The sequence below is a fragment of the Candidatus Rhodobacter oscarellae genome, from assembly GCF_001078595.1.
In the GTDB taxonomy this organism is placed as follows: Bacteria; Pseudomonadota; Alphaproteobacteria; order Rhodobacterales; family Rhodobacteraceae; genus Rhodobacter_B; species Rhodobacter_B oscarellae.
The window spans coordinates 3,566,502-3,585,004 of sequence record NZ_LFTY01000002.1; the positions used below are offsets into that span (position 1 = coordinate 3,566,502).

Annotated in this window: 13 protein-coding genes, 1 pseudogene and 1 riboswitch; of the genes and pseudogenes, 2 read left to right on the forward strand and 12 right to left on the reverse strand. The window is 65.1% G+C overall.

Annotated features, from left to right (window positions below):
* Positions 1-4: 4 nt before the first annotated feature.
* The 6 genes from AIOL_RS21830 to AIOL_RS21860 all read right to left on the reverse strand — a co-directional run bounded on the left by AIOL_RS21830 (position 5) and on the right by AIOL_RS21860 (position 6,976).
* Positions 5-724, reverse strand: coding sequence for an SDR family oxidoreductase (locus AIOL_RS21830; protein ID WP_049644925.1), 720 nt, complete (start codon positions 722-724; stop codon positions 5-7).
* On the reverse strand, positions 721-2,259 hold the full coding sequence (locus AIOL_RS21835) for an ATP-dependent DNA helicase (protein ID WP_049644926.1): 1,539 nt from the start codon (positions 2,257-2,259) through the stop codon (positions 721-723). The genes AIOL_RS21830 and AIOL_RS21835 overlap by 4 nt, the downstream gene beginning before the upstream one ends.
* Positions 2,260-2,350: 91 nt before the next feature.
* The gene (locus AIOL_RS21840; protein ID WP_049644927.1) at positions 2,351-2,992 is read right to left on the reverse strand and encodes an acyl-homoserine-lactone synthase; all 642 of its coding nucleotides are present in this window, start codon (positions 2,990-2,992) and stop codon (positions 2,351-2,353) included.
* Positions 2,993-3,094: 102 nt separating this feature from the next.
* On the reverse strand, positions 3,095-3,808 hold the full coding sequence (locus tag AIOL_RS21845; protein WP_049644928.1) for a helix-turn-helix transcriptional regulator: 714 nt from the start codon (positions 3,806-3,808) through the stop codon (positions 3,095-3,097).
* 379 nt (positions 3,809-4,187) lie between these two features.
* On the reverse strand, positions 4,188-5,480 hold the full coding sequence (gene ccrA, locus AIOL_RS21855; protein ID WP_049644929.1) for a crotonyl-CoA carboxylase/reductase: 1,293 nt from the start codon (positions 5,478-5,480) through the stop codon (positions 4,188-4,190).
* Positions 5,481-5,596: 116 nt separating this feature from the next.
* The gene (locus AIOL_RS21860) at positions 5,597-6,976 is read right to left on the reverse strand and encodes a 1-acyl-sn-glycerol-3-phosphate acyltransferase (protein ID WP_049644930.1); all 1,380 of its coding nucleotides are present in this window, start codon (positions 6,974-6,976) and stop codon (positions 5,597-5,599) included.
* An 85-nt stretch (positions 6,977-7,061) separates the two neighbouring features.
* On the opposite strand from AIOL_RS21860, the gene AIOL_RS21865 reads away from it, so the two are divergent.
* The gene (locus AIOL_RS21865; RefSeq protein ID WP_268760224.1) at positions 7,062-9,251 is read left to right on the forward strand and encodes a methylmalonyl-CoA mutase family protein; all 2,190 of its coding nucleotides are present in this window, start codon (positions 7,062-7,064) and stop codon (positions 9,249-9,251) included.
* A 308-nt stretch (positions 9,252-9,559) separates the two neighbouring features.
* Complete coding sequence (gene deoD / locus AIOL_RS21870) at positions 9,560-10,264, forward strand: purine-nucleoside phosphorylase (protein WP_049644932.1); 705 nt, start codon at positions 9,560-9,562, stop codon at positions 10,262-10,264.
* Between the two features lie 40 nt (positions 10,265-10,304).
* On the opposite strand, the gene AIOL_RS21875 is transcribed toward deoD, so the two are convergent.
* The 6 genes and pseudogenes from AIOL_RS21875 to AIOL_RS21900 all read right to left on the reverse strand — a co-directional run bounded on the left by AIOL_RS21875 (position 10,305) and on the right by AIOL_RS21900 (position 17,933).
* The gene (locus tag AIOL_RS21875; protein WP_049644933.1) at positions 10,305-11,150 is read right to left on the reverse strand and encodes an urea carboxylase-associated family protein; all 846 of its coding nucleotides are present in this window, start codon (positions 11,148-11,150) and stop codon (positions 10,305-10,307) included.
* Positions 11,151-11,170: 20 nt separating this feature from the next.
* Entirely contained in the window at positions 11,171-11,710 is a 540-nt protein-coding gene (locus AIOL_RS21880; protein ID WP_049644934.1) for a carboxymuconolactone decarboxylase family protein, read from the reverse strand.
* Between the two features lie 98 nt (positions 11,711-11,808).
* A pseudogene (gene creD, locus AIOL_RS21885) lies at positions 11,809-13,305 on the reverse strand (cell envelope integrity protein CreD).
* 154 nt (positions 13,306-13,459) lie between these two features.
* Positions 13,460-14,749, reverse strand: a complete 1,290-nt coding sequence (locus tag AIOL_RS21890) for a DEAD/DEAH box helicase (RefSeq protein ID WP_049644935.1) — start codon at positions 14,747-14,749, stop codon at positions 13,460-13,462.
* A gap of 285 nt (positions 14,750-15,034) precedes the next feature.
* Positions 15,035-16,675 (reverse strand): FAD-binding dehydrogenase, encoded by a 1,641-nt coding sequence (locus AIOL_RS21895; RefSeq protein WP_049645609.1) that lies wholly within the window; start codon positions 16,673-16,675, stop codon positions 15,035-15,037.
* A 112-nt stretch (positions 16,676-16,787) separates the two neighbouring features.
* The gene (locus AIOL_RS21900) at positions 16,788-17,933 is read right to left on the reverse strand and encodes an iron-containing alcohol dehydrogenase (protein WP_049644936.1); all 1,146 of its coding nucleotides are present in this window, start codon (positions 17,931-17,933) and stop codon (positions 16,788-16,790) included.
* A gap of 443 nt (positions 17,934-18,376) precedes the next feature.
* A riboswitch (TPP riboswitch) is annotated at positions 18,377-18,479 on the forward strand.
* Positions 18,480-18,503: the final 24 nt, after the last annotated feature.

The window sequence follows — 18,503 nt, forward strand, 5'->3', positions numbered from 1 at the left end:
GCGCCTATCCGCGCCCGATATACGGCATCTGTGTCGCCATCACGGTCATGAACTGCACATTCGCGTTCAGCGGCAGCTCGGCCATATACATCACCGCCTCGGCGACGTTTTGCACGTCCATCACCGGATCCGCGGTCAGGCCCTCGCTGACCCGCCGCGCGTTGGTCGCGCGCACCATGTCGGTCTCGGCGTTGCCGATGTCGATCTGTCCGCAGGCGATGTTCAGCGCCCGCCCGTCCAGGCTGAGCGTCCGCGTCAGCCCGGTCACGGCGTGCTTGGTCGAGGTGTAGCAGATCGAGCCGTCGCGTGGCACATGCGCCGAGATCGAGCCGTTGTTGATGATGCGCCCGCCGCCCTGGGCGCGCATGTGCTTGAAGGCCTGGCGCGCGCATAGGAACATCCCTGTCAGGTTCACGTTCACCACCTGCAGCCAGGTCTCGACGGGCACCTCGTCGATGGGCGCGGCCACGCCGAACATGCCGGCGTTGTTGAAGAGCGCGTCGATGCGCCCGGCCTTGCCGACGAAATCGTCAAAGGCGGCCTCGACGGCGTCCGGGTCGGTGACGTCCGCGGGCAGGGCGATCACTTTCTCGCCGGCCAGCTCCGCCAGCGCGTCGGCGCGGCGCGCCAGGGCGCCCACGGTCCAGCCCTGGGCGATGAAGTGCTCGGCCGTGGCGCGGCCGATGCCGCTGCTGGCGCCGGTGATCACGATGCTCTTGCTCATGTCTGTGCCTCTTCCTCTTGCGTCATCTCGAGCGGCGCGGGCTTGGCCGTGCGCAGGTCTTCCACCGTAAGCGCCGCCTGCGGGCGCGCAAGGGCGTATCGCATGACCCAATGCAGGCGCTCCTGGGCGCGGGTGATCGCCACATAGGCCAGGCGTTTCCACAGCGGCAGGCCCGCCTCCATCCGGCCAGAGCGCGCCGCGGCGTAGATATCTGGCCCAAAGACCTGCACCTCCGGCCATTGCGAGCCCTGCGCCTTGTGGATGGTCACCGCGGCGCCGTGCAGGAAGGCCGCGCCCATGCGCGCGGCGTAGGGGATAAAGGGCTCCTCCTGGTCCGGGAACTCGATCTTGACGATCGAGGCGGCAGAGATCTGCGGCTGGTCGGCGCCGAAGACGTGCAGGCGCGAGAAGCCGGGCCTGTTGCCGGGGCCGAGATAGACCACCTGCGCGCCCTTGATCAGGCCGCGGGCCTCTAGGTCGATGCGGCGCTTGCGGTGCTTGGCGGGCAGCTCGATCCCGTCGCAGATCAGCGGCTCGCCGGGGATCAGCGCGTCGGGCGGGGCGCCATGGGCGCCGCGGAAGGCCTGGATCAGCCGCACGCGCGTGGCGTTTCGCCAGACCAGCACGGGCGAGCGGGCCATCAGGTCAGCATCCACCCGAGGCGCGACCTGTACACGGTCGTCGCGCTGCGCTGCCTCGTGGATCATGCGCTCGAATTCCTCGAACTCCACCTCTGGGTCGCTCAGCGCGTGGGCCAGGTCCAGGATCGGGCTGTCATCGGCCTGCCGGTGGATCCGGCTCAGCTCGCGCTTGCGCGGGCCCTTGAAGCGGTCGAACACCATCTCGCCGGACTGCCCCACCGGGGCCAGCTGCGCGGGGTCGCCGAACAGGATCAGCGTCGGGAAGATCTCGCGCAGATCCTGGTACTGCTTGTCGTCCAGCATCGAGGCCTCGTCGACAAAGCCGATGTCCAGGGGGTCGTCGCGCCGCTTCCAGCCGGTGATGAAATCCGAGCCGCGCAGCCCCGCCGTGGCAAGCGCGCCGGGGATCGAGCGGTGGGCGTTGTAGAACTCCAAGGCGCGGTCCAGGGCGGCCTCGGTGAGCCCCTCGATCTCGGGTTTCGGGCCGTTCCCGGCGAGCCATTCCGCGACGCGCTCGTATTCGGGGTCGTAAACCGGCGTGTAGAGGATGCGGTGGATCGTCGTTGCGGGCACCTTGTTGCCGCGCAGCACGCTTGCGGCCTTGTTGGTGGGCGCCAGGATTGCCAGGGTGCGCTTGTCCTTCTTCTTGCGGCTCTCGTAATCGCCCGAGACGACCTCGACCCCTAGATCCTCTACCGCGTGGTAAAGCTGGCTCAGCAGCAGCGTCTTGCCGGACCCGGCCCGCCCGATGATCGCCATGGCCGGGGCCTGGCGCTCGGGCGGGGGCAAAAGCATCCCCTCGTCCAAGTCCACCCCGACACCGCGCAAAAGCTCGGTGGCGGTGTCATAGGCATCGGCCTGATCGTCGGAGAACTGAAAGCTGGGAAGCGCCATGGGGCGACCCTAGAGCGCATTCCGAGCGGTTGGAACCGGAATTCGAGCGCGAGGCAGAGCGCCGCGCCCGTAAAGCCCAAGACCCGTCAGGTCAGCCGACCAAGGCCAGCGGCGCCGGGCTGGCCGCGCGGCCAAATGTGCGATCGAACCAATGCTGCGCGACCTCCGCCGAGACCCCCGCGCGCGACAGCAGGTTCCCCCGCAGGTCCGCGGCGCAGTCCCATAGCCCCACGCTTATGGCGTCGCGGCCCTCGCCTTGGGTGCCAAGCACCGTGGGCTCCCAGCCCAGGCGGCGGTAGATGCGCACCATGCGCGCGTCGAATACGCCAACAAGATCAGTGAGGTGGAAGTTCAGACCCACCTCCAAAGCGGCCAGCATAAGCATCGCCGACACCCGCGCCTCGGCATTCTCGGACAGGCAGAACCGCGTGCATTCCCAGATGAACGGGCTCTGGATCGGCACGCCATCTGTGAGGTCCAGGAAATGGTCGTTCACCATGGTCTCGGCGGTGGTGGGCAAGAACCGCATCGAGCCGCCGTGGCGCCCATCGGCCTTCTCCCAAATCGCATAGAGCGGGTTCATGTCGTCATAGCTGTCGCGCTCGAACCCGTGCGCGTCGATCTTCACCTCCCAATTGAGGCGCTCCTTGAACTGCCAGGCGCGGTCACGGAACATCGTGTCGCGCAGCTTTGGAAAGCTGTGGAGTTCGTCGCCATAGATGTAACGCAGCATGTTTTGGTCTCCCTTCGCCGAAAAACGTGGCGAAGAGAATCCGGCCTGCTGGCTAACAGAGGCCTAAGGCAGCGCGCGGTCAGTTAACGATTTCGGTTTCAGCTAGACGATCACCAGCCCCAGGGTGAGCGCCTTTGCGATGGCATGCGTGGTGTTCGCGGCGCCCAATTTGGAGCGGGCGCTCTCGATATAGACCCGCAGCGTGTGCTCGGAAATCGAGAGGCTCTCCGAGGCCTGCGCACGGTTGTAACCCATTGCGAGCATTGTCAAAGCGTCCACCTCGCGCGGGCTCAGCTTGGCCACATCCGCTTCGTCTGACCCGCGTTCGATCTCTAGGGCCTTTTGGTTGATGAAATGCGCGGCGAGAATCACATCGCGCACATGCGCTTCGGTGTACTTTTCCCAGACCGCGTCGGACCGGCGGTCGCTAATGGTAAACAGGGCGAACTGACCGCTGGGGCCGCGAATCGGCACCGAGAAGCCCTGATGCCCCACGCCCGCATCTACCGCCTCGCCCAAGAAGTCGCGCGCCGCCTTGCCCGACCAGTCCAGGCGCCGCCAGTCCACCGGGTGGAACCTGCGGAGGCAGCCCTGCACAACGGGGTCAATGCGTTCGAAGTTCTCGGCAAAGTAGTACGTTTCCCATTCCGGAGTGTAGGTATGCGATGCGTATTGTTGACCTAGGGAGTTGATCGAGTGGTAAACGACATGCTCGACGTCGAAGACGTTTCTGAGGTCTTTGATACGCCCTTGAAGCTCATCCAGCGAGTTCGCGGACTGGACCGTTTCAATATAGGTATCCAGACGTCCTTGCATTGCGCGTCGCCGTCATCGGCGCCTTCCCCTCCGCCGACGCAATCTCGGTCGCAGCGATGAGCGTAACTTCGTCCAGCTCATGCACTAAGGCGGATAGACCATTTTTGTTGGCGTAGGTCTTTAGGTCCGCGAGAACGTCGAGAATCCAATCATGTGCCATAGGCATCTCTCCTTGGGAAAGGTTAACGGAAGCTTAATAGCCGCCGCGGAGGAGCTTTTTTATCGCACAGGTCCCGGCGACAAAATATTCGCCAGAAATGGGGAGGAGAAGGTTAATAGAGGATTTCGAATTCTCAGTTAGGTAGAGTTTTACATAAAAAAGCCCGCCAAGGGTTAACGCCTCGGCGGGCCGGCAAGATCTTGCCAGATGCGATGGTCGTTAGCCCTTGGGCCCGGCGTCCAGCGCATCCTCAAGCGTGCGCAGCCCGGTCTTGGGCGCCTGCACCAGCACCGCCATATTGCCCGGCTTGTGCTCGTTCTTGCGCATCTTGATATGCGCATCGGGGATCTCGGCCCAGGTGAAGACCTCGGACATGCAGGGGTCCAGCCGGCGCTCGACCATCAGCTGGTTGGCCGAGGCGGCCTGCTTGAGATGCGCGAAGTGGCTGCCCTGGATGCGCTTCTGGTGCATCCAGACGTAACGCGCGTCCATGGTCAGGTTGTAGCCGGTGGTGCCGGCGCAGATCACGACCATGCCGCCCTTCTTCACCACAAAGCTCGACACCGGCATGGTGCTCTCGCCGGGATGCTCGAACACCATGTCCACGTTCACGCCCTTGCCGGTGATCTCCCAGATCGCCTTGCCGAACTTGCGCACCTCTTTGAACCAGGTGGCGTATTCCGGCGAGTTCACCGTGGGCAGCTGCCCCCAGCAGTCGAAATCCTTGCGGTTCAGCACGCCCTTGGCGCCCAGGGACATCACAAAGTCGCGCTTGTCCTCGTCGCTGATCACGCCGATGGCGTTCGCGCCCGCGGTGTTGGCCAGCTGGATCGCGTAGGAGCCCAGCCCGCCCGAGGCGCCCCAGACCAGCACGTTCTGGCCGGGCTTAAGCTCGTGCGGGTGGTGGCCGAACAGCATCCGATAGGCGGTGGCCAGCGTCAGCGTGTAACAGGCGCTCTCCTCCCAGGTCAGGTGCTTGGGTCGCGGCATAAGCTGCTGCGCCTGCACACAGGTGAACTGCGCAAAGGACCCGTCGGGGGTCTCGTAGCCCCAGATCCGCTGGCTGGGCGACAGCATGGGGTCGCCGCCGTTGCATTCCTCGTCGTCGCCGTCATCCTGGTTGCAGTGGATCACGACCTCGTCGCCGACCTTCCAGTTCTTCACTTTCGAGCCCACGGCCCAGACGATGCCCGAGGCGTCCGAGCCCGCGATGTGGTAGTCCGCGCCATGCACGTCGAAGGGCGAGATCGGGATGCCCAGGCCCGCCCAGACGCCGTTGTAGTTCACGCCCGCGGCCATCACGAGCACCAGCACCTCGTGGCTGTCGGGCAGGGGCGTCTCGACGACCTCCTGCAGCATCGCCTGATCGGGCTCGCCATGGCGCTCGCGGCGGATCGCCCAGGCGTACATGTTCTTGGGTACATAGCCCATCGGGGGCATCTCACCGACCTCATAGAGGTCCTTCTCGGGTGCGTCATAGGGCGCGATCGTGTCCGCCTGGTCCAGGGCCATGGGTGTCTCTCCCGTTGCTGAATGTCTCGCCGCGCCGCAGAATCGGGGCGCGAATTGCGACATGACTAGTGATCGCTTGGTAACGATGCAACCCAAAAGGCCGCATAATTGTAATTTTATGTCTGCTGCGACTGCACGGTGTATGCTGCGTCCGCAAAGTGATGCGCCACGGAGCGGGCATAATACTCCAACAGGGCGCGGCTCTCAGGGTTCACGGCCACGCCTTGCGGCCCCTCCGTGACGATCCGCCGGGTCAAGAGCGTGCCCATCGCCTCGTCCACGGTGGTTGCGGCGTCGGCCATGGAGGGGTGCGGATGGGCGGCGATCAGCGGGGCCACGGCTAGGGACAGATCCCCCCGTGATACCGGCCCGGTCAACTGTTCAAGCGCGTAGCAAAGCGTCGAGACCGGCAGCGCCGGCACCACGTCCCGCACGCGCGCGCGCAGCGCCTCGCCCACGGCCTCCAGATCGCGCCCATGCTCGCGCTGGAACTCCGTCAATGACAGCGGCGCGCCGAACCCGACGCCTGCATGCCCGAACCGCACGGCGGTGCGGATGATGCGCCGGAACGTGTAGCGCAACGCGAACCAGATCCCGACGATGACCGAGGCGCGGAACTTGCGCTCGCCGCGCCGCGCCGCCTCGGTCAGCACGCGGTCCTCGATCACCCGGTCGTAGTTCAGCGCCACCGGCACGAAGACCACGTCCTTGTCGGTTTTCGCGTCGAAATCGGACAGGATGTAGCTCAGAAAGCCCAGCTTTGACGGCCCCACGGTCCCGTCCAGGCTCAGCCCGCCCTCGGGAAAGACCGCCTGCGTGACGCCGCCCTTGGTGGCCAGCTGCACATAGCGCGCTAGGACGCGCCGATACAAAACGTTGCGCGACTTGCGGCGGATAAAGAAGGCGCCCATCGCGCGGATCACGCGGCTCAGCGGCCAGACTCTGGCCCATTCGCCCACCGCGTAGGACAGGGCCGAGCGATCCGCCACCAGATAGGTCACCAGCATGTAATCCATGTTCGAACGGTGGTTCATCACAAAGACCACTGTCGCCTCGCTGTCGATGGCCCGCAGCGCGGCGTCGTCGCCGTCATCAAGATGCACGATGTAAAGCTTGCGGCTCAGCCAGCGCGCGAATTTGATCGCGAAGCCGAAATAGAGGCTGGCAGAGAAGCTGGGCACGATCTCCCGCGCGTAGCGCCGCGCGCGTTCAAAGGCCACCGCCTCGGGCACGTCCTCTTCGCGCGCGTGATGCGAGATCGCTTCGGCGATTTTGGGATCATAGATGAGCCGCTGGATCATGTCGTGGCGCTTGGCCAGTTTAAACGGCTGGATGGGCCGCTCCAGCCGCTCGTTGAGCCGCGAGACCACCCGCTCCATGCGCCGCCTCAGGAACCAGCGCACGGAGGGGAACAGGAAATGCGAGGCAAAGGTGACCGCCGCGAAGAGCACGATCAACACCAAGAGCCAGATGGGGAGTTCTACGGTCCGAAACATCCCGGCACACTGCCAGGAATTCATAGGTCGGTAAACAAGGTCAGGCGCCCTGCTTCTTCTTGGCCAAAAATACGGAATCGCCACCATGCGCCCAGAATTGGCGTCAGAATTCGCGCGTCGCTTGGCGTCTTGCATAGGAAAGAGCCTGCGGAAGCAGACATGTTGGTGCCCTGCCACTTCGCTACTTGAGGGCCGAGTTGATCAAATCGCGCTCAGGTTTCTGCGCTGCGGCATATTGACATCGCCACAATCTGTCGAATACCTACGCGGACGCGAAATAAAGTTACCGGACCGAGTCGGAGGCCCCCGTATGTCGCAAGCGCAGAAAACCCGTCCTTGGCTGTTCCGCACCTATGCGGGCCACTCGACGGCCACGGCCTCCAACGCGCTCTACCGCGGCAACCTGGCCAAGGGGCAGACGGGCCTCTCCGTGGCCTTCGACCTGCCGACGCAGACGGGCTATGATTCAGATCACGAGCTTTCCAAGGGCGAGGTCGGCAAGGTCGGCGTGCCGGTCTGCCATCTGGGCGACATGCGCGCGCTGTTTGACCAGATCCCGCTGGAGCAGATGAACACCTCGATGACGATCAACGCCACGGCGCCGTGGCTGCTTGCGCTCTATATCGCGGCGGCCGAGGAGCAGGGCGCGGATATCTCCAAGCTGCAGGGCACGGTCCAGAACGACATCATCAAGGAATACCTCTCGCGGGGGACCTATATCTGCCCGCCGCGGCCCAGCCTGCGGATGATCACCGACGTGGCGGCCTATACGCGCCAGCATCTGCCCAAGTGGAACCCGATGAACGTCTGCTCCTACCACCTGCAAGAGGCGGGCGCGACGCCGGAGCAAGAGCTCGCCTTCGCCCTGGCCACAGCCGTGGCGGTGCTGGACGATCTCAAGGGCAAGGTCCCGCCCGAGCACTTCCCCGCCATGGTCGGGCGCATCAGCTTCTTTGTGAACGCGGGCATCCGCTTCGTGACCGAGATGTGCAAGATGCGCGCCTTTGTCGAGCTCTGGGACGAGATCACCGCGGAACGCTACGGCGTCGAGGACGCCAAGTTCCGTCGCTTCCGCTACGGCGTGCAGGTGAACTCGCTGGGCCTGACAGAGCAGCAGCCCGAGAACAACGTCTACCGCATCCTGCTCGAGATGCTGGCGGTGACGCTCAGCAAGAACGCCCGCGCCCGCGCGGTGCAGCTTCCGGCTTGGAACGAGGCGCTGGGCCTGCCCCGCCCATGGGACCAGCAATGGTCGCTGCGCATGCAGCAGATCCTGGCCTTCGAGACCGACCTTCTGGAATACGAGGACCTCTTCGACGGCAACCCGGCGGTGACGCGTAAGGTCGACGCCCTCAAGGAGGGCGCGCGCGCCGAGTTGGCGCAGATCGACGGCATGGGCGGCGCGGTCGAGAGCATCGAATACATGAAGCGCCAGCTGGTCGAGGCCAATGCCGAGCGCATCAGCCGCATCGAGACCTCCGAGACCACTGTGATTGGCGTCAATAAGTTCACCACCGGCGAGCCCTCGCCGCTGACCTCCGGGCCGGATGCGATCATGGTCGCCGATCCTGAGGCCGAGGCCGATCAGATCGCGCGCCTCGCCGCATGGCGCCAGGATCGCGACGGCGCAGCCGTCGCCGCGGCCCTAGAGAAGCTACGCGAGGCGGCCCGCAGCGGTACCAACATCATGGAGCCATCGATTGCCGCCGCCAAGGCCGGCGCCACCACGGGCGAATGGGGCGACGTTGTGCGCGCCGCCTTTGGGCAGTACCGCGCGCCCACCGGCGTGTCGCGCTCGCCGTCGAACCGCACCGAGGGGCTGGACGAGATCCGCGAGGCCGTCAACGCGGTCTCCGACCGCCTCGGCGAGCGCCTGAAGTTCCTGGTGGGCAAGCCGGGGCTCGACGGGCATTCCAACGGCGCCGAGCAGATCGCCGCGCGGGCACGCGACTGCGGCATGGAAATCGCCTATGAAGGCATCCGCCTGACCCCCGCCGAGATCGTCGCGGCCTGCCGCGCGGAGGCCCCGCATGTGCTGGGACTCTCGATCCTGTCTGGCAGCCACGTGCCGCTTCTGGAAGACCTCATGGCGCGGCTAAAGACCGAAGGGCTGGACATCCCCGTGGTCGCGGGCGGGATCATCCCGGACGACGACGCGGCGCGGCTCCGGGCGCTGGGCGTGGCCAAGGTTTACACGCCCAAGGATTTCGAGCTGAACCGGATCATGTTCGACATCGTGGCGCTGGCCGACCCACAGGCGGTGGCGGCGCAGTAGCGGATCCACTCATGGCCTTCGGTGGACATTGGCGCGTCACAATTTTCTTGCAAGAAAATTGCGAAACTCTTGAAAGAGTTTCTAATGAGCGACCCGATTTGGTCCTCCAGCCACAGCCTCTCACCGGCACGCGTGCCCAACTTTCCTTGCAAGGAAAGTGCAAATCTCTTGCAAGAGATTTGGCGCGCCCAACGCCAATGGTTTCCCTATGCTACAAAGCCCAGACCTGCCTGTCCCGGGGCGATAGACACCGACGCAATGCCGACGCTATACCGACGTGATACCGACACCCAAATCTGCGAGGCGAGATGACCATTCACATCGGGGCGCAGCCCGGCGAAATCGCCGAGACCGTGTTGATGCCGGGCGATCCCTACCGCGCAAAATGGGCGGCGGAGACGTTCCTGGAGGACGCCGTTTTGGTCAACGAGGTCAGGGGCATGCTGGGCTTTACCGGCACCTGGCGCGGCAACCGCGTGACGATCCAGGGATCGGGCATGGGGATGCCCTCGCTGTCGATCTACGCCAACGAACTGATCCGCGACTACGGTGCTAAGACCCTGATCCGAATAGGGTCTACGGGCGCGATGCAAGAGCATGTCAAGCTGCGCGACGTGGTGATCGCCATGACGTCCTCGACCGTGGCGACGCCCTCCAGCACGATCTTTCGCGAGTTCAACTACGCCCCCTGCGCCGATTTCGGCTTGCTGCGCGCGGCGGTTGAGGCGGCAGCGAAGAGGGGCGTGGTGACCCATGTCGGCGGGATTTACTCATCGGATACGTTCTATGACGAGCGCCCCGATTTGAACGCCGAGATGACCCGCCACGGTATTCTCTGCGTCGAGATGGAGGCCGCCGAGCTTTACACCCTGGCCGCGCGTTTCGGCGTGCGGGCGCTGGCTGTGCTGACCGTGTCTGACCACCTGATTACAAAGGAAGAATTGCCGTCCGATCAGCGCGAGCGCAGCTTTGGAGACATGGTCGAAATCGCTTTGGAGGCGGCCTTTTCTTAGAAAGAAAAGGGCTCGAATTTCTCCAAGAAATTCGGCCCCCTCACAAGCCGTGGTTGCGCGAATACCCGTTCCGCGGCGGTGAAGACCAGCCGGTCAGGGCCCCGTCCGCAGGCGCGAAGACCTCAATCAACAGCGGGTGGCATTGCGCGGCGTCACTGGAATGCCCGGTCGAGCAGTCCCCGCCAGGGCAGGCGCTGAGCGCGCCGAGAAGGTCGATCTCCGCAAATAACTCAATGTAGTCGCCCGGGCGCACCGGCGAGGCTTTCATGAAATACTGCCCCGTGTCCCGCGTGAAGCCGGTGCACATGAACACGTTCAGCACGTCATGCACCGCAAGCTCCGCCGACAACGGGTCGGCGCCGGTCTCGGCCACCAAGGCGCGGGTCAGGTTCGAGTGGCAGCAGTGGTGATACTCGCCGCCGCCCGACAGCGCGTGATGCGTGTAGGGATCGCAGCGGGTGCCGATCACGTCATGGACCGAACCGCCATATTCGTCGATCCCGTACCAGCTTAGCGTGTCCTCGGTCACCGTGGCCATGGGGCGCAGATGCGGGATCGTCGACCAGAGCCGGTCACCCGTGGTCACATGCGTCCCATGCAGCGCGCGTGTCTTGCCCGAAAAGAACCGCTCGTTCAGGTCATCCGCGGCCCAGAGGTTCAGGTCTCCGACCTGCGATCCCTCGACGCTGCTGATGCGAAAGAACTGCCCCGCGGCTACGCGAAAGCAGGCCGCCTCGCGCGGTTCGGCCCGGTGCTCGGCGATCCTTGATGCCCCCGCCCGCGCGGCGCGGTAAAGCTCCATCGGCGGCGGGTCCAGCGTGTCCGGCGGATAGACCACAACCGGTTCTATCGCGCGTCTGGCCTCGGCATCGTTCGGCTGGTTCATAGTAGTGGGCCCTATCCGGTTTAGACGTAGTGGTGGTTGCGGGGGGCACCCCGCATCGCGTTGACGCTGTGGCTTTGCGGGTCGCTGCGTGGGTCGAACGCAACACCCGCGCCCTCGATGATCCGGTTCATCATATTGAAAAGGCCAGAGATTTCCAGCGCTTCTACTAGGGCTGCCTCACTGACGCCCGCCGTAAGCACGCGGTCCATATCCGCCTGTGTCAGCCGATGCGGAAGCGCATTGAGCGCTTGAAGATAACGCAGAACCTCTCGCAGTGGCGGCGAGATCTCGGCGGCGTCGAGATCCTCCAGCGATTGCTCGATCAGCCCCGGCGCGATCCCGAAGGCCTCGGCAAAAATCACATGCGACCCGGTACAGAAGGCGCAGGCGTTCAGCGCCGAGGCATAGGCCGCGATGAATTCGCGCTCGGCGATGTCCCTGGCGCCCTCGCCGCGCATGATCTCTTCGACAAGCGCGATGATGGGCGCGGCGTTGCCGGGAAACCGCGCGAATAGATCGCTGAGCGCGGCGTTCTCATTCAGGCTAGGCAGGCGCGGCATTGCAACACTCCGTTCAGCTGTGGCCGCCACTTTAGCGCGTGTTCCCGGCGAGGCAATTGGCGAGCTGGCCGCGCGACACATGCCGCGCTGCCGCCGTCTTAGGCCTCTTTGTCCGATTGTTGCTGCGGGTTGGTTGGCGTTTCCGGTGTGGGCGACGGGGCCTGGGGCTGGGCGTTGGGTCGCCCCCAGCCTTGCCAAAGGGGCAACCCGTCACGCGGGGCGCCGTACCAGTCCTCGTTGCGGGTCCAATACATCGTGCCCGCCAGGGCCACGAACGCCAGGCTGGCCCCGGCAAGCAGCGCGTAATCGGTGCTCTCCAGGATCAGGTAGAGCACGCCGTAAAGCACCACCAGCAGCAAAGCCAGCACCCAGGCGCGCCGCCCCATCTTCAGCCCCGTCGCCGCGAACATCACCAAAAGCAGGATGGTCGCCCCGGCAGAAAGCGCATAGGCCGCGCCAAAGCCGATCTGCTCCGAGTCGGCCACCATCAGCAGCACAAAGATCGCCTGCGCCAGCCCGATCAGCAGGTACTGCACCGGATGTGCGGGTTTCGCATTCGTGCGGTCCATCAAGAGCACCGTGAGGAATGTCAGCGCGATGAACAGAATGCCGTAACGGGCCGAGCGATAGGCTTTTTGGTAGAAGTCATTTGGCTGAAAAAACCGCGCCCCCATGCTGGCATCATCGCGCGCGCTCTCATCCGGGTCCTCGCGCGAGATCTGCGGCAGCGCCCGCGCCAGATGTGGGATCGCCCAACGGGCGCTAAACCCGGTATCCGTGATCTCGGACTCGTTGGGAAGAAAGCTGCCATAGAAGCTGGGATGCGGCCAGTCACTCTCGATACTGATCGTGCTGGCGCGGCCTACCGCTGCGGCGGAGACGCTCCGCGCGCCGTTGATGCCCACGCGCATCTCGAACTGGCCCAGCCCGCGCGGGTCGCCAATCGGTGCATAGATCCCGTCGCGCCGGTCCAGAGGCTCTAGGGCGAAGTCCTGGTTCCCGGCGCTCAGCCGCGCCTCGCCCCTAAGCGCGCGGTTCGATGACACAAAGAGCCGCAGCTCGGCTTGGTCCCATTGCGCCACCTCCGCGCCTTGCAGCACGCCTTCGGCATCTGCCGGGAAGTCAAAGCGCATCTCTACGGTTCCAGTATAAACCGGCACCTCGAAGATACCGCGGTAACGGGTCTGCGTTTGCGTTGTTATGAGGATCTCGAAGACCTAAGGATAGACATAGATCGGATCGCGCGTCTTCAGCACGTCCTCTTGGAATATCTCATAGACAAGCTCGCCCTTGTCGTCGCGCAGGGCCTCGCCCGTTGCCTGGTCGAACTTGGTGCGCCGGCGCTCCTCGGTCACAAGCTCCTGCACCGGGATCACAAGCTGCGGCCCGCTGATAAGCTGCGCCCCGCCCCATTCCCGGCTGACCTCGCGGATGGTTTGAAGGGAGTAGTCGTCGCGTTCCGAGACGATGGCGCTGACAAGCTCCAACGGGATGAACATAATCAACCCAAGAAAACCGACGATGAGGAAACGCAGACCAGCAGATCTAAGCATATAGGCCGTCCTTCTGAATGAATAAATGTGCAAATAGCACATATTTCAATCAAAAGGCAAGCCTGCAAATCAACGCGAGACCGCACTCCCGAATGGGGGCGGTTGGGTCGCGCAGTCACTTTGGGATTGTGGGAGCAGAAAGCCGGCGTCGGGTCTGTACGCAGCATGCGCGCAGACCCGCTCCCAGCGAGCCCCTCTAGGCGGCACGGTTGCCGCGGCCGGACCGCCGCCGACGGCGGCTGTTGCTCTTGGGCTTGCCGACACCGTCACCGGACGTATGCGCCGGTTTCGGCCCGCGCCCGCCACCGTTGCGGGGTTTGCCACTGGGGCGGCGACCGGCGGGGGGCTCCACGCCCTCCCAGGGGGTGCCGCTGGCAACCGGGATCTCGAGCTTCATGACCTTCTGGATGGCGCGCAGCGCCTCGGCCTCGCCAGGCGCGCAGAACGCCACCGCGCGGCCCGCGGCGCCCGCGCGCGCCGTCCGCCCGATGCGGTGCACGAAGTTGTCGGGCACGTCCGGCAGGTCGAAGTTATACACGTAGCGCACGTCCGGGATGTCGATCCCGCGCGCGGCCACATCCGTGGCCACGAGGATCTTCAGCTCGCCTGCGCGGAAGGCCTTCAGCGCGCGGTCGCGCTGGCCCTGCGACTTGTTGCCATGGATCGAGCCCGCGGCGTACCCCGCCGCCACCAGCGACTTCATCAGCTTCTCGGCGCCGTGCTTGGTGCGCGAGAAAACCAGGGCGAGCTCTTCGCGATGCGCGTCCAGGCACTCGATCAGCAGGTCCTTCTTGCCCGCCTGCGAGATGAAGTGCACCGATTGTGTGATCTTGTCGGCGACCTTGCCGGGGGGCGAGACCTCGACCCGCACGGGGTCAGTCAGGAAAGAGCCCGCGATCTCGTTCATCAGCTTGGGCATGGTGGCCGAGAACAGCAGCGTCTGGCGCTCCGCTGGCAGCATCTGCGCGATCTTGCGCAGCGTGTGGATAAAGCCGAGGTCCAGCATCTGGTCCGCCTCGTCCAGCACCAAGTACTCGGTATGCTCAAGGGTCACCGCGCCGCGGTCGATCAGGTCCATCAGACGCCCCGGCGTGGCCACCAGGATGTGCACCCCGCGCTCCATGCGCTTGGCTTGGGCGTTCACCGACTGCCCGCCGACCACAAGCCCGACGCGCAGATGCGCGCCGCCGACGAAGGCCATGAGGTTGTCGTGGATCTGCTTGGCCAGCTCCCGGGTGGGGGCCAGGACCAGCGCGCTGGCGCCGCGCGGGCGGGCCTTCTCCTGGTGATGCAGCATGCGCTGCGCCAGGGGCAGGCCGAAGGCCGCGGTCTTGCCGGTGCCGGTCTGGGCGAGGCCCATAAGGTCGAAGCCCTCCAGCACATGCGGGATCGCGCGCTCTTGGATCGGGGTTGGGGTGGAGATGCCCGCCTCTGTAAGGCGCGACACCAGGCTCTCGGCCAGGCCGAGCTCTGCGAATGTTGTCAAGTTGTGTCTCTCTGGGCGTCCGTTTGGCGCCCTGTTTGTTCCTCTCGCGTCCTGCGAGGAGGCAAAGGTGAGAAAGGTGCGCGCGCCGGATTGCGCTAGGTGCAGCCTTCCATCGGACCCCTGCGTGATATGGGAACCAATTGTTATTGTTATGCGCCGGGTCTGGGCGGTCGTTGTGCCGCCACCTGCTCACGCGTCAGGGACGCCGGGCTTGGGGGGCACATGGGCGCTTTGTGCCCAAAGGTCAATGGATTAATGAAAATGGTGCTTAAAATGGCGGGTTTGTCACACCACCCGCCCCACCGCGCGGCCCGAGAACAGGCAGCCGCCCAGGAAGGTCCCCTCCAGCGCGTTGTAGCCGTGATAGCCACCGCCGCCGAACCCGGCGGCCTCCCCCGCCGCGAACAGCCCGTCAAAACCCGATCCGTCATGGCGCAGCACCTGGCCCGTGGGGTCCGTATGCAGCCCGCCGAGGCTCTTGCGCGTCAGTATGTTCAGCCGAACGGCAATCAAGGGACCGTTCGCCGGGTCCAGGAACCTATGCGGCTTGGTCGTGCGGATCAGCCGGTCGCCCAGGTATCTCCGCGCGCCGTGCAGGGCGGTGACCTGCAGGTCCTTGGAGAACTTGTTGTGCACCTGCGCGTCGCGGGCCTCGACCTGGGCGCGGATCTTCGCGGCGTCCAAGGGTGCGTCGGGTGTGAGCCGGTTCATCCCCGCGACCAGCTCCTCTAGCCCTGCGGCGACCACGAAATCCTCGCCCTTCTCCTTAAAGGCGGCCACGCTGCTCGTGGCCTTGCCAAAGAAGCGCTGGCGCAGCACGGCGCTCCACTTGCCCGCGGCGAGGTCGGGGTTCTGCTCTGACCCGCTAAGGGCAAACTCCTTCTCGATCACCTTCTGGGTCAGGATGAACCAGCTATGCCCGTGCCCGGTGGACAAGATGCGGCACAGAGTGCCCAGCGTGTCGTAGCCGGGGAAGAAGGGCGCCTCCAGCCGCTGCCCCAGCGCGTCGAACCAAAGCGAACTGGGGCCCGGCAGGATGCGGATCCCGTGATGCGGCCAGATCGGGTTCCAGTTGGTGATCCCTTCGCAGTAATGCCACATCCGGTCGGTGTTGATCATCTGCGCGCCGGCCTGGGCGACGGTCTGCTGCAACAGCCCATCCACATGCTCGGGCACGCCAGAGATGAACTTCTGCGGCGCTGTGCCGAGCCGATCGGTGGGCCAAGAGGCGCGCACCAGGTCGAAATTCCCGCCAATGCCGCCGGAGGTGACAACGACCTGCCCTTCGGCGCGGAAGTCTCCGGTGACATCCCGCGAAGAGGCCGCCCCGCGCGCGACGGTGCTCGGCGCCAGGATCTCGCCGGTCACACCGGAGACGCCCCCGTCCTTAAGGTCCAGCCCGGTGACACGGTGGCGGAACTTGATCTCGATATTCGAGTGCTCAACCGCCTTGTTGATGAAGGGCCGCAGCACCGCGGGCCCGATCCCCCAGGTGATGTGGAACCGCGGCACCGAGTTGCCATGCCCATGCGCAAAGGACCCGCCGCGCTCGGCCCAGCCCACCACGGGGAACCAGCGCAGCCCAAGCCCTTGCAGCCAGGGCCGCATCTCTGTGGCGGCGAAGTCGACAAAGGCCTCGGCCATCTTGCGCGGGTTGGCGTCCTCTGGGCGGTCGAACTGCGCCGAGCCCAGCCAGTCATTCATCGCCAGCGCGTGGCTGTCTTTGATGCCCATGCGGCGCTGCTCTGGCGTGTCGACCATGAACAGGCCGCCCAAAGACCAGAACGCCTGCCCGCCCAGGTTCTGCGGGCCTTCCTGGTCCAGCATCAGCACCTTGCGGCCCCGGTCGGCGGCCTCGCAGGCCGCGACCAGCCCGGATAGCCCGGCGCCGCAGATCACCACATCGGCCTTGTACGTCTCACCCATTTGCATCCTCCCGCGCGCCACTATGCGTGGGATTGGGATCGCGGTCGAGTGCGACGTTGCGGCCCCTTGGTCTGGTCCGGCACAGTGCAAAAGTGGTGTTTGCCCACAGGCCCTAAAGCAGCCGATCCAAGAGCGCCCCGATATTCTCGGCGTTCATTGGCACCGGGTTGCCGCCGCAGGACGGGTCCTTCAGCGCGCCTTCGAGAAGCACCGCCTTGTCGGCGCTAGTGACGCCCAAATCCGCAAGGCTCGCGGGAATGTTCAGACGCGCGTTAAGTTGCCCCACGTAAGCGTGGAAGCCCTCGAATCCGCCCTCCATGCCGAGATAGCGGGCCGCCATGGCAAGGCGGTCCTCGATGGCGGAGCGGTTGAACTCCAACACGGCCTGCATCACCACCGCGTTCGTGGTGCCGTGATGGGTGTGGTAATGCGCGCCGATGGGGTGGCTGATCGCGTGGATCGCGCCGAGGCCCTTCTGGAAGGCCGTGGCCCCCATCATCGCGGCCGACATCATATGCGCCCGCGCTTCCAGGTCGCCAGGGGTCTCAAAGGCGCGTGGCAGGCTCTCTTTCACCAGCCGCATCCCCTCTAGCGCGATGCCCTGGCTCAGCGGGTGGTAATGGGGCGAACAGAAGGCCTCCAAGCAATGCGCGAAGGCGTCCATGCCCGTGCCTGCGGTGATCGCGGCGGGCATGCCCACGGTCAGCTCCGGGTCGCAGATCACCACCGAGGGCAGCACCTTGGGGTGGAAGATGATCTTCTTCTCACGGGTTGCGGTGTTGGTCAGCACAGAGGCGCGCCCCACCTCCGAGCCGGTGCCCGCCGTGGTCGGCACCGCCACGTTGGGATAGATCGCGTCGGCATCGGCCCGCGTCCACCAGTCGCCCACATCCTCAAAGTCCCACACGGGCCGCGTCTGCCCGGCCATAAAGGCCACCATCTTGGCCAGGTCCAGCCCCGAGCCGCCGCCAAAGGCCACCACCCCGTCATGGCCGCCGGATTTGAAGGCCTCGATCCCGGCGGTCAGGTTTTCCTCGTTTGGGTTGGGGTCTACATCAGCGAAGAGGGCGCGGCCTAGGCCGGCCGCCTCCAAAAGGTCCAACGTGCCCGACGTGATCGGCAGCCCGCCGAGCCCCCGGTCTGTGACCAAGAGCGGCTTTGATATGCCCGCAGCCGCGCAGGCCTCAGAGATTTCCTGGATGCGCCCCGCGCCAAAGCGGATTGCGGTGGGGTAGGACCAGTTGCCGGTGGGGCTCATCTTTGACCTCTTCGTCTTGCGGCTTTGCGTTCAGCTACGGTGATAGCCTGACCCGGAAAGAAGAGATAGGGGCCGCGCCACGGTGGCGCCGGGGGGAGGTGGAAATCCCGCAGCTAACAGACGCGGTCCCTTAAGAGGTCTGCATCTTTCGCTGAATGGTGATCGCGACGAGCTCGGCCGGGCGGACCGGGGCGACATGGACCGTGATGTTCTTGTACCCATCCGGTACGCCTTGGGTCGTCATGGTGCCGCCAAGGCCCATGCTCACAGAATAGGCGTCTTAAGTGTCTTGGCCATATGGTCCCCCTCAAATCCGTGCCTGTGGAACATCTATCACCACGAACGCGCGAAGCGGTCAGCGTTTCTTGCGCATGCCGTTTGCGCGCGGCCTGGTTGGTTGACGCTGGTTGGTTGACGCTGGGGCGGGGCCTTGATACGCCTCCCCTTAACCGTTGGGGTGCCCGTCAGGGCTGAGACTCGCGCAAGCGTAAACCCATCGAACCTGATCCGGGCAATGCCGGCGGAGGGAACGGTCTCATAAGCAGAACGCGTTTCAACCCCCGGTCCGCC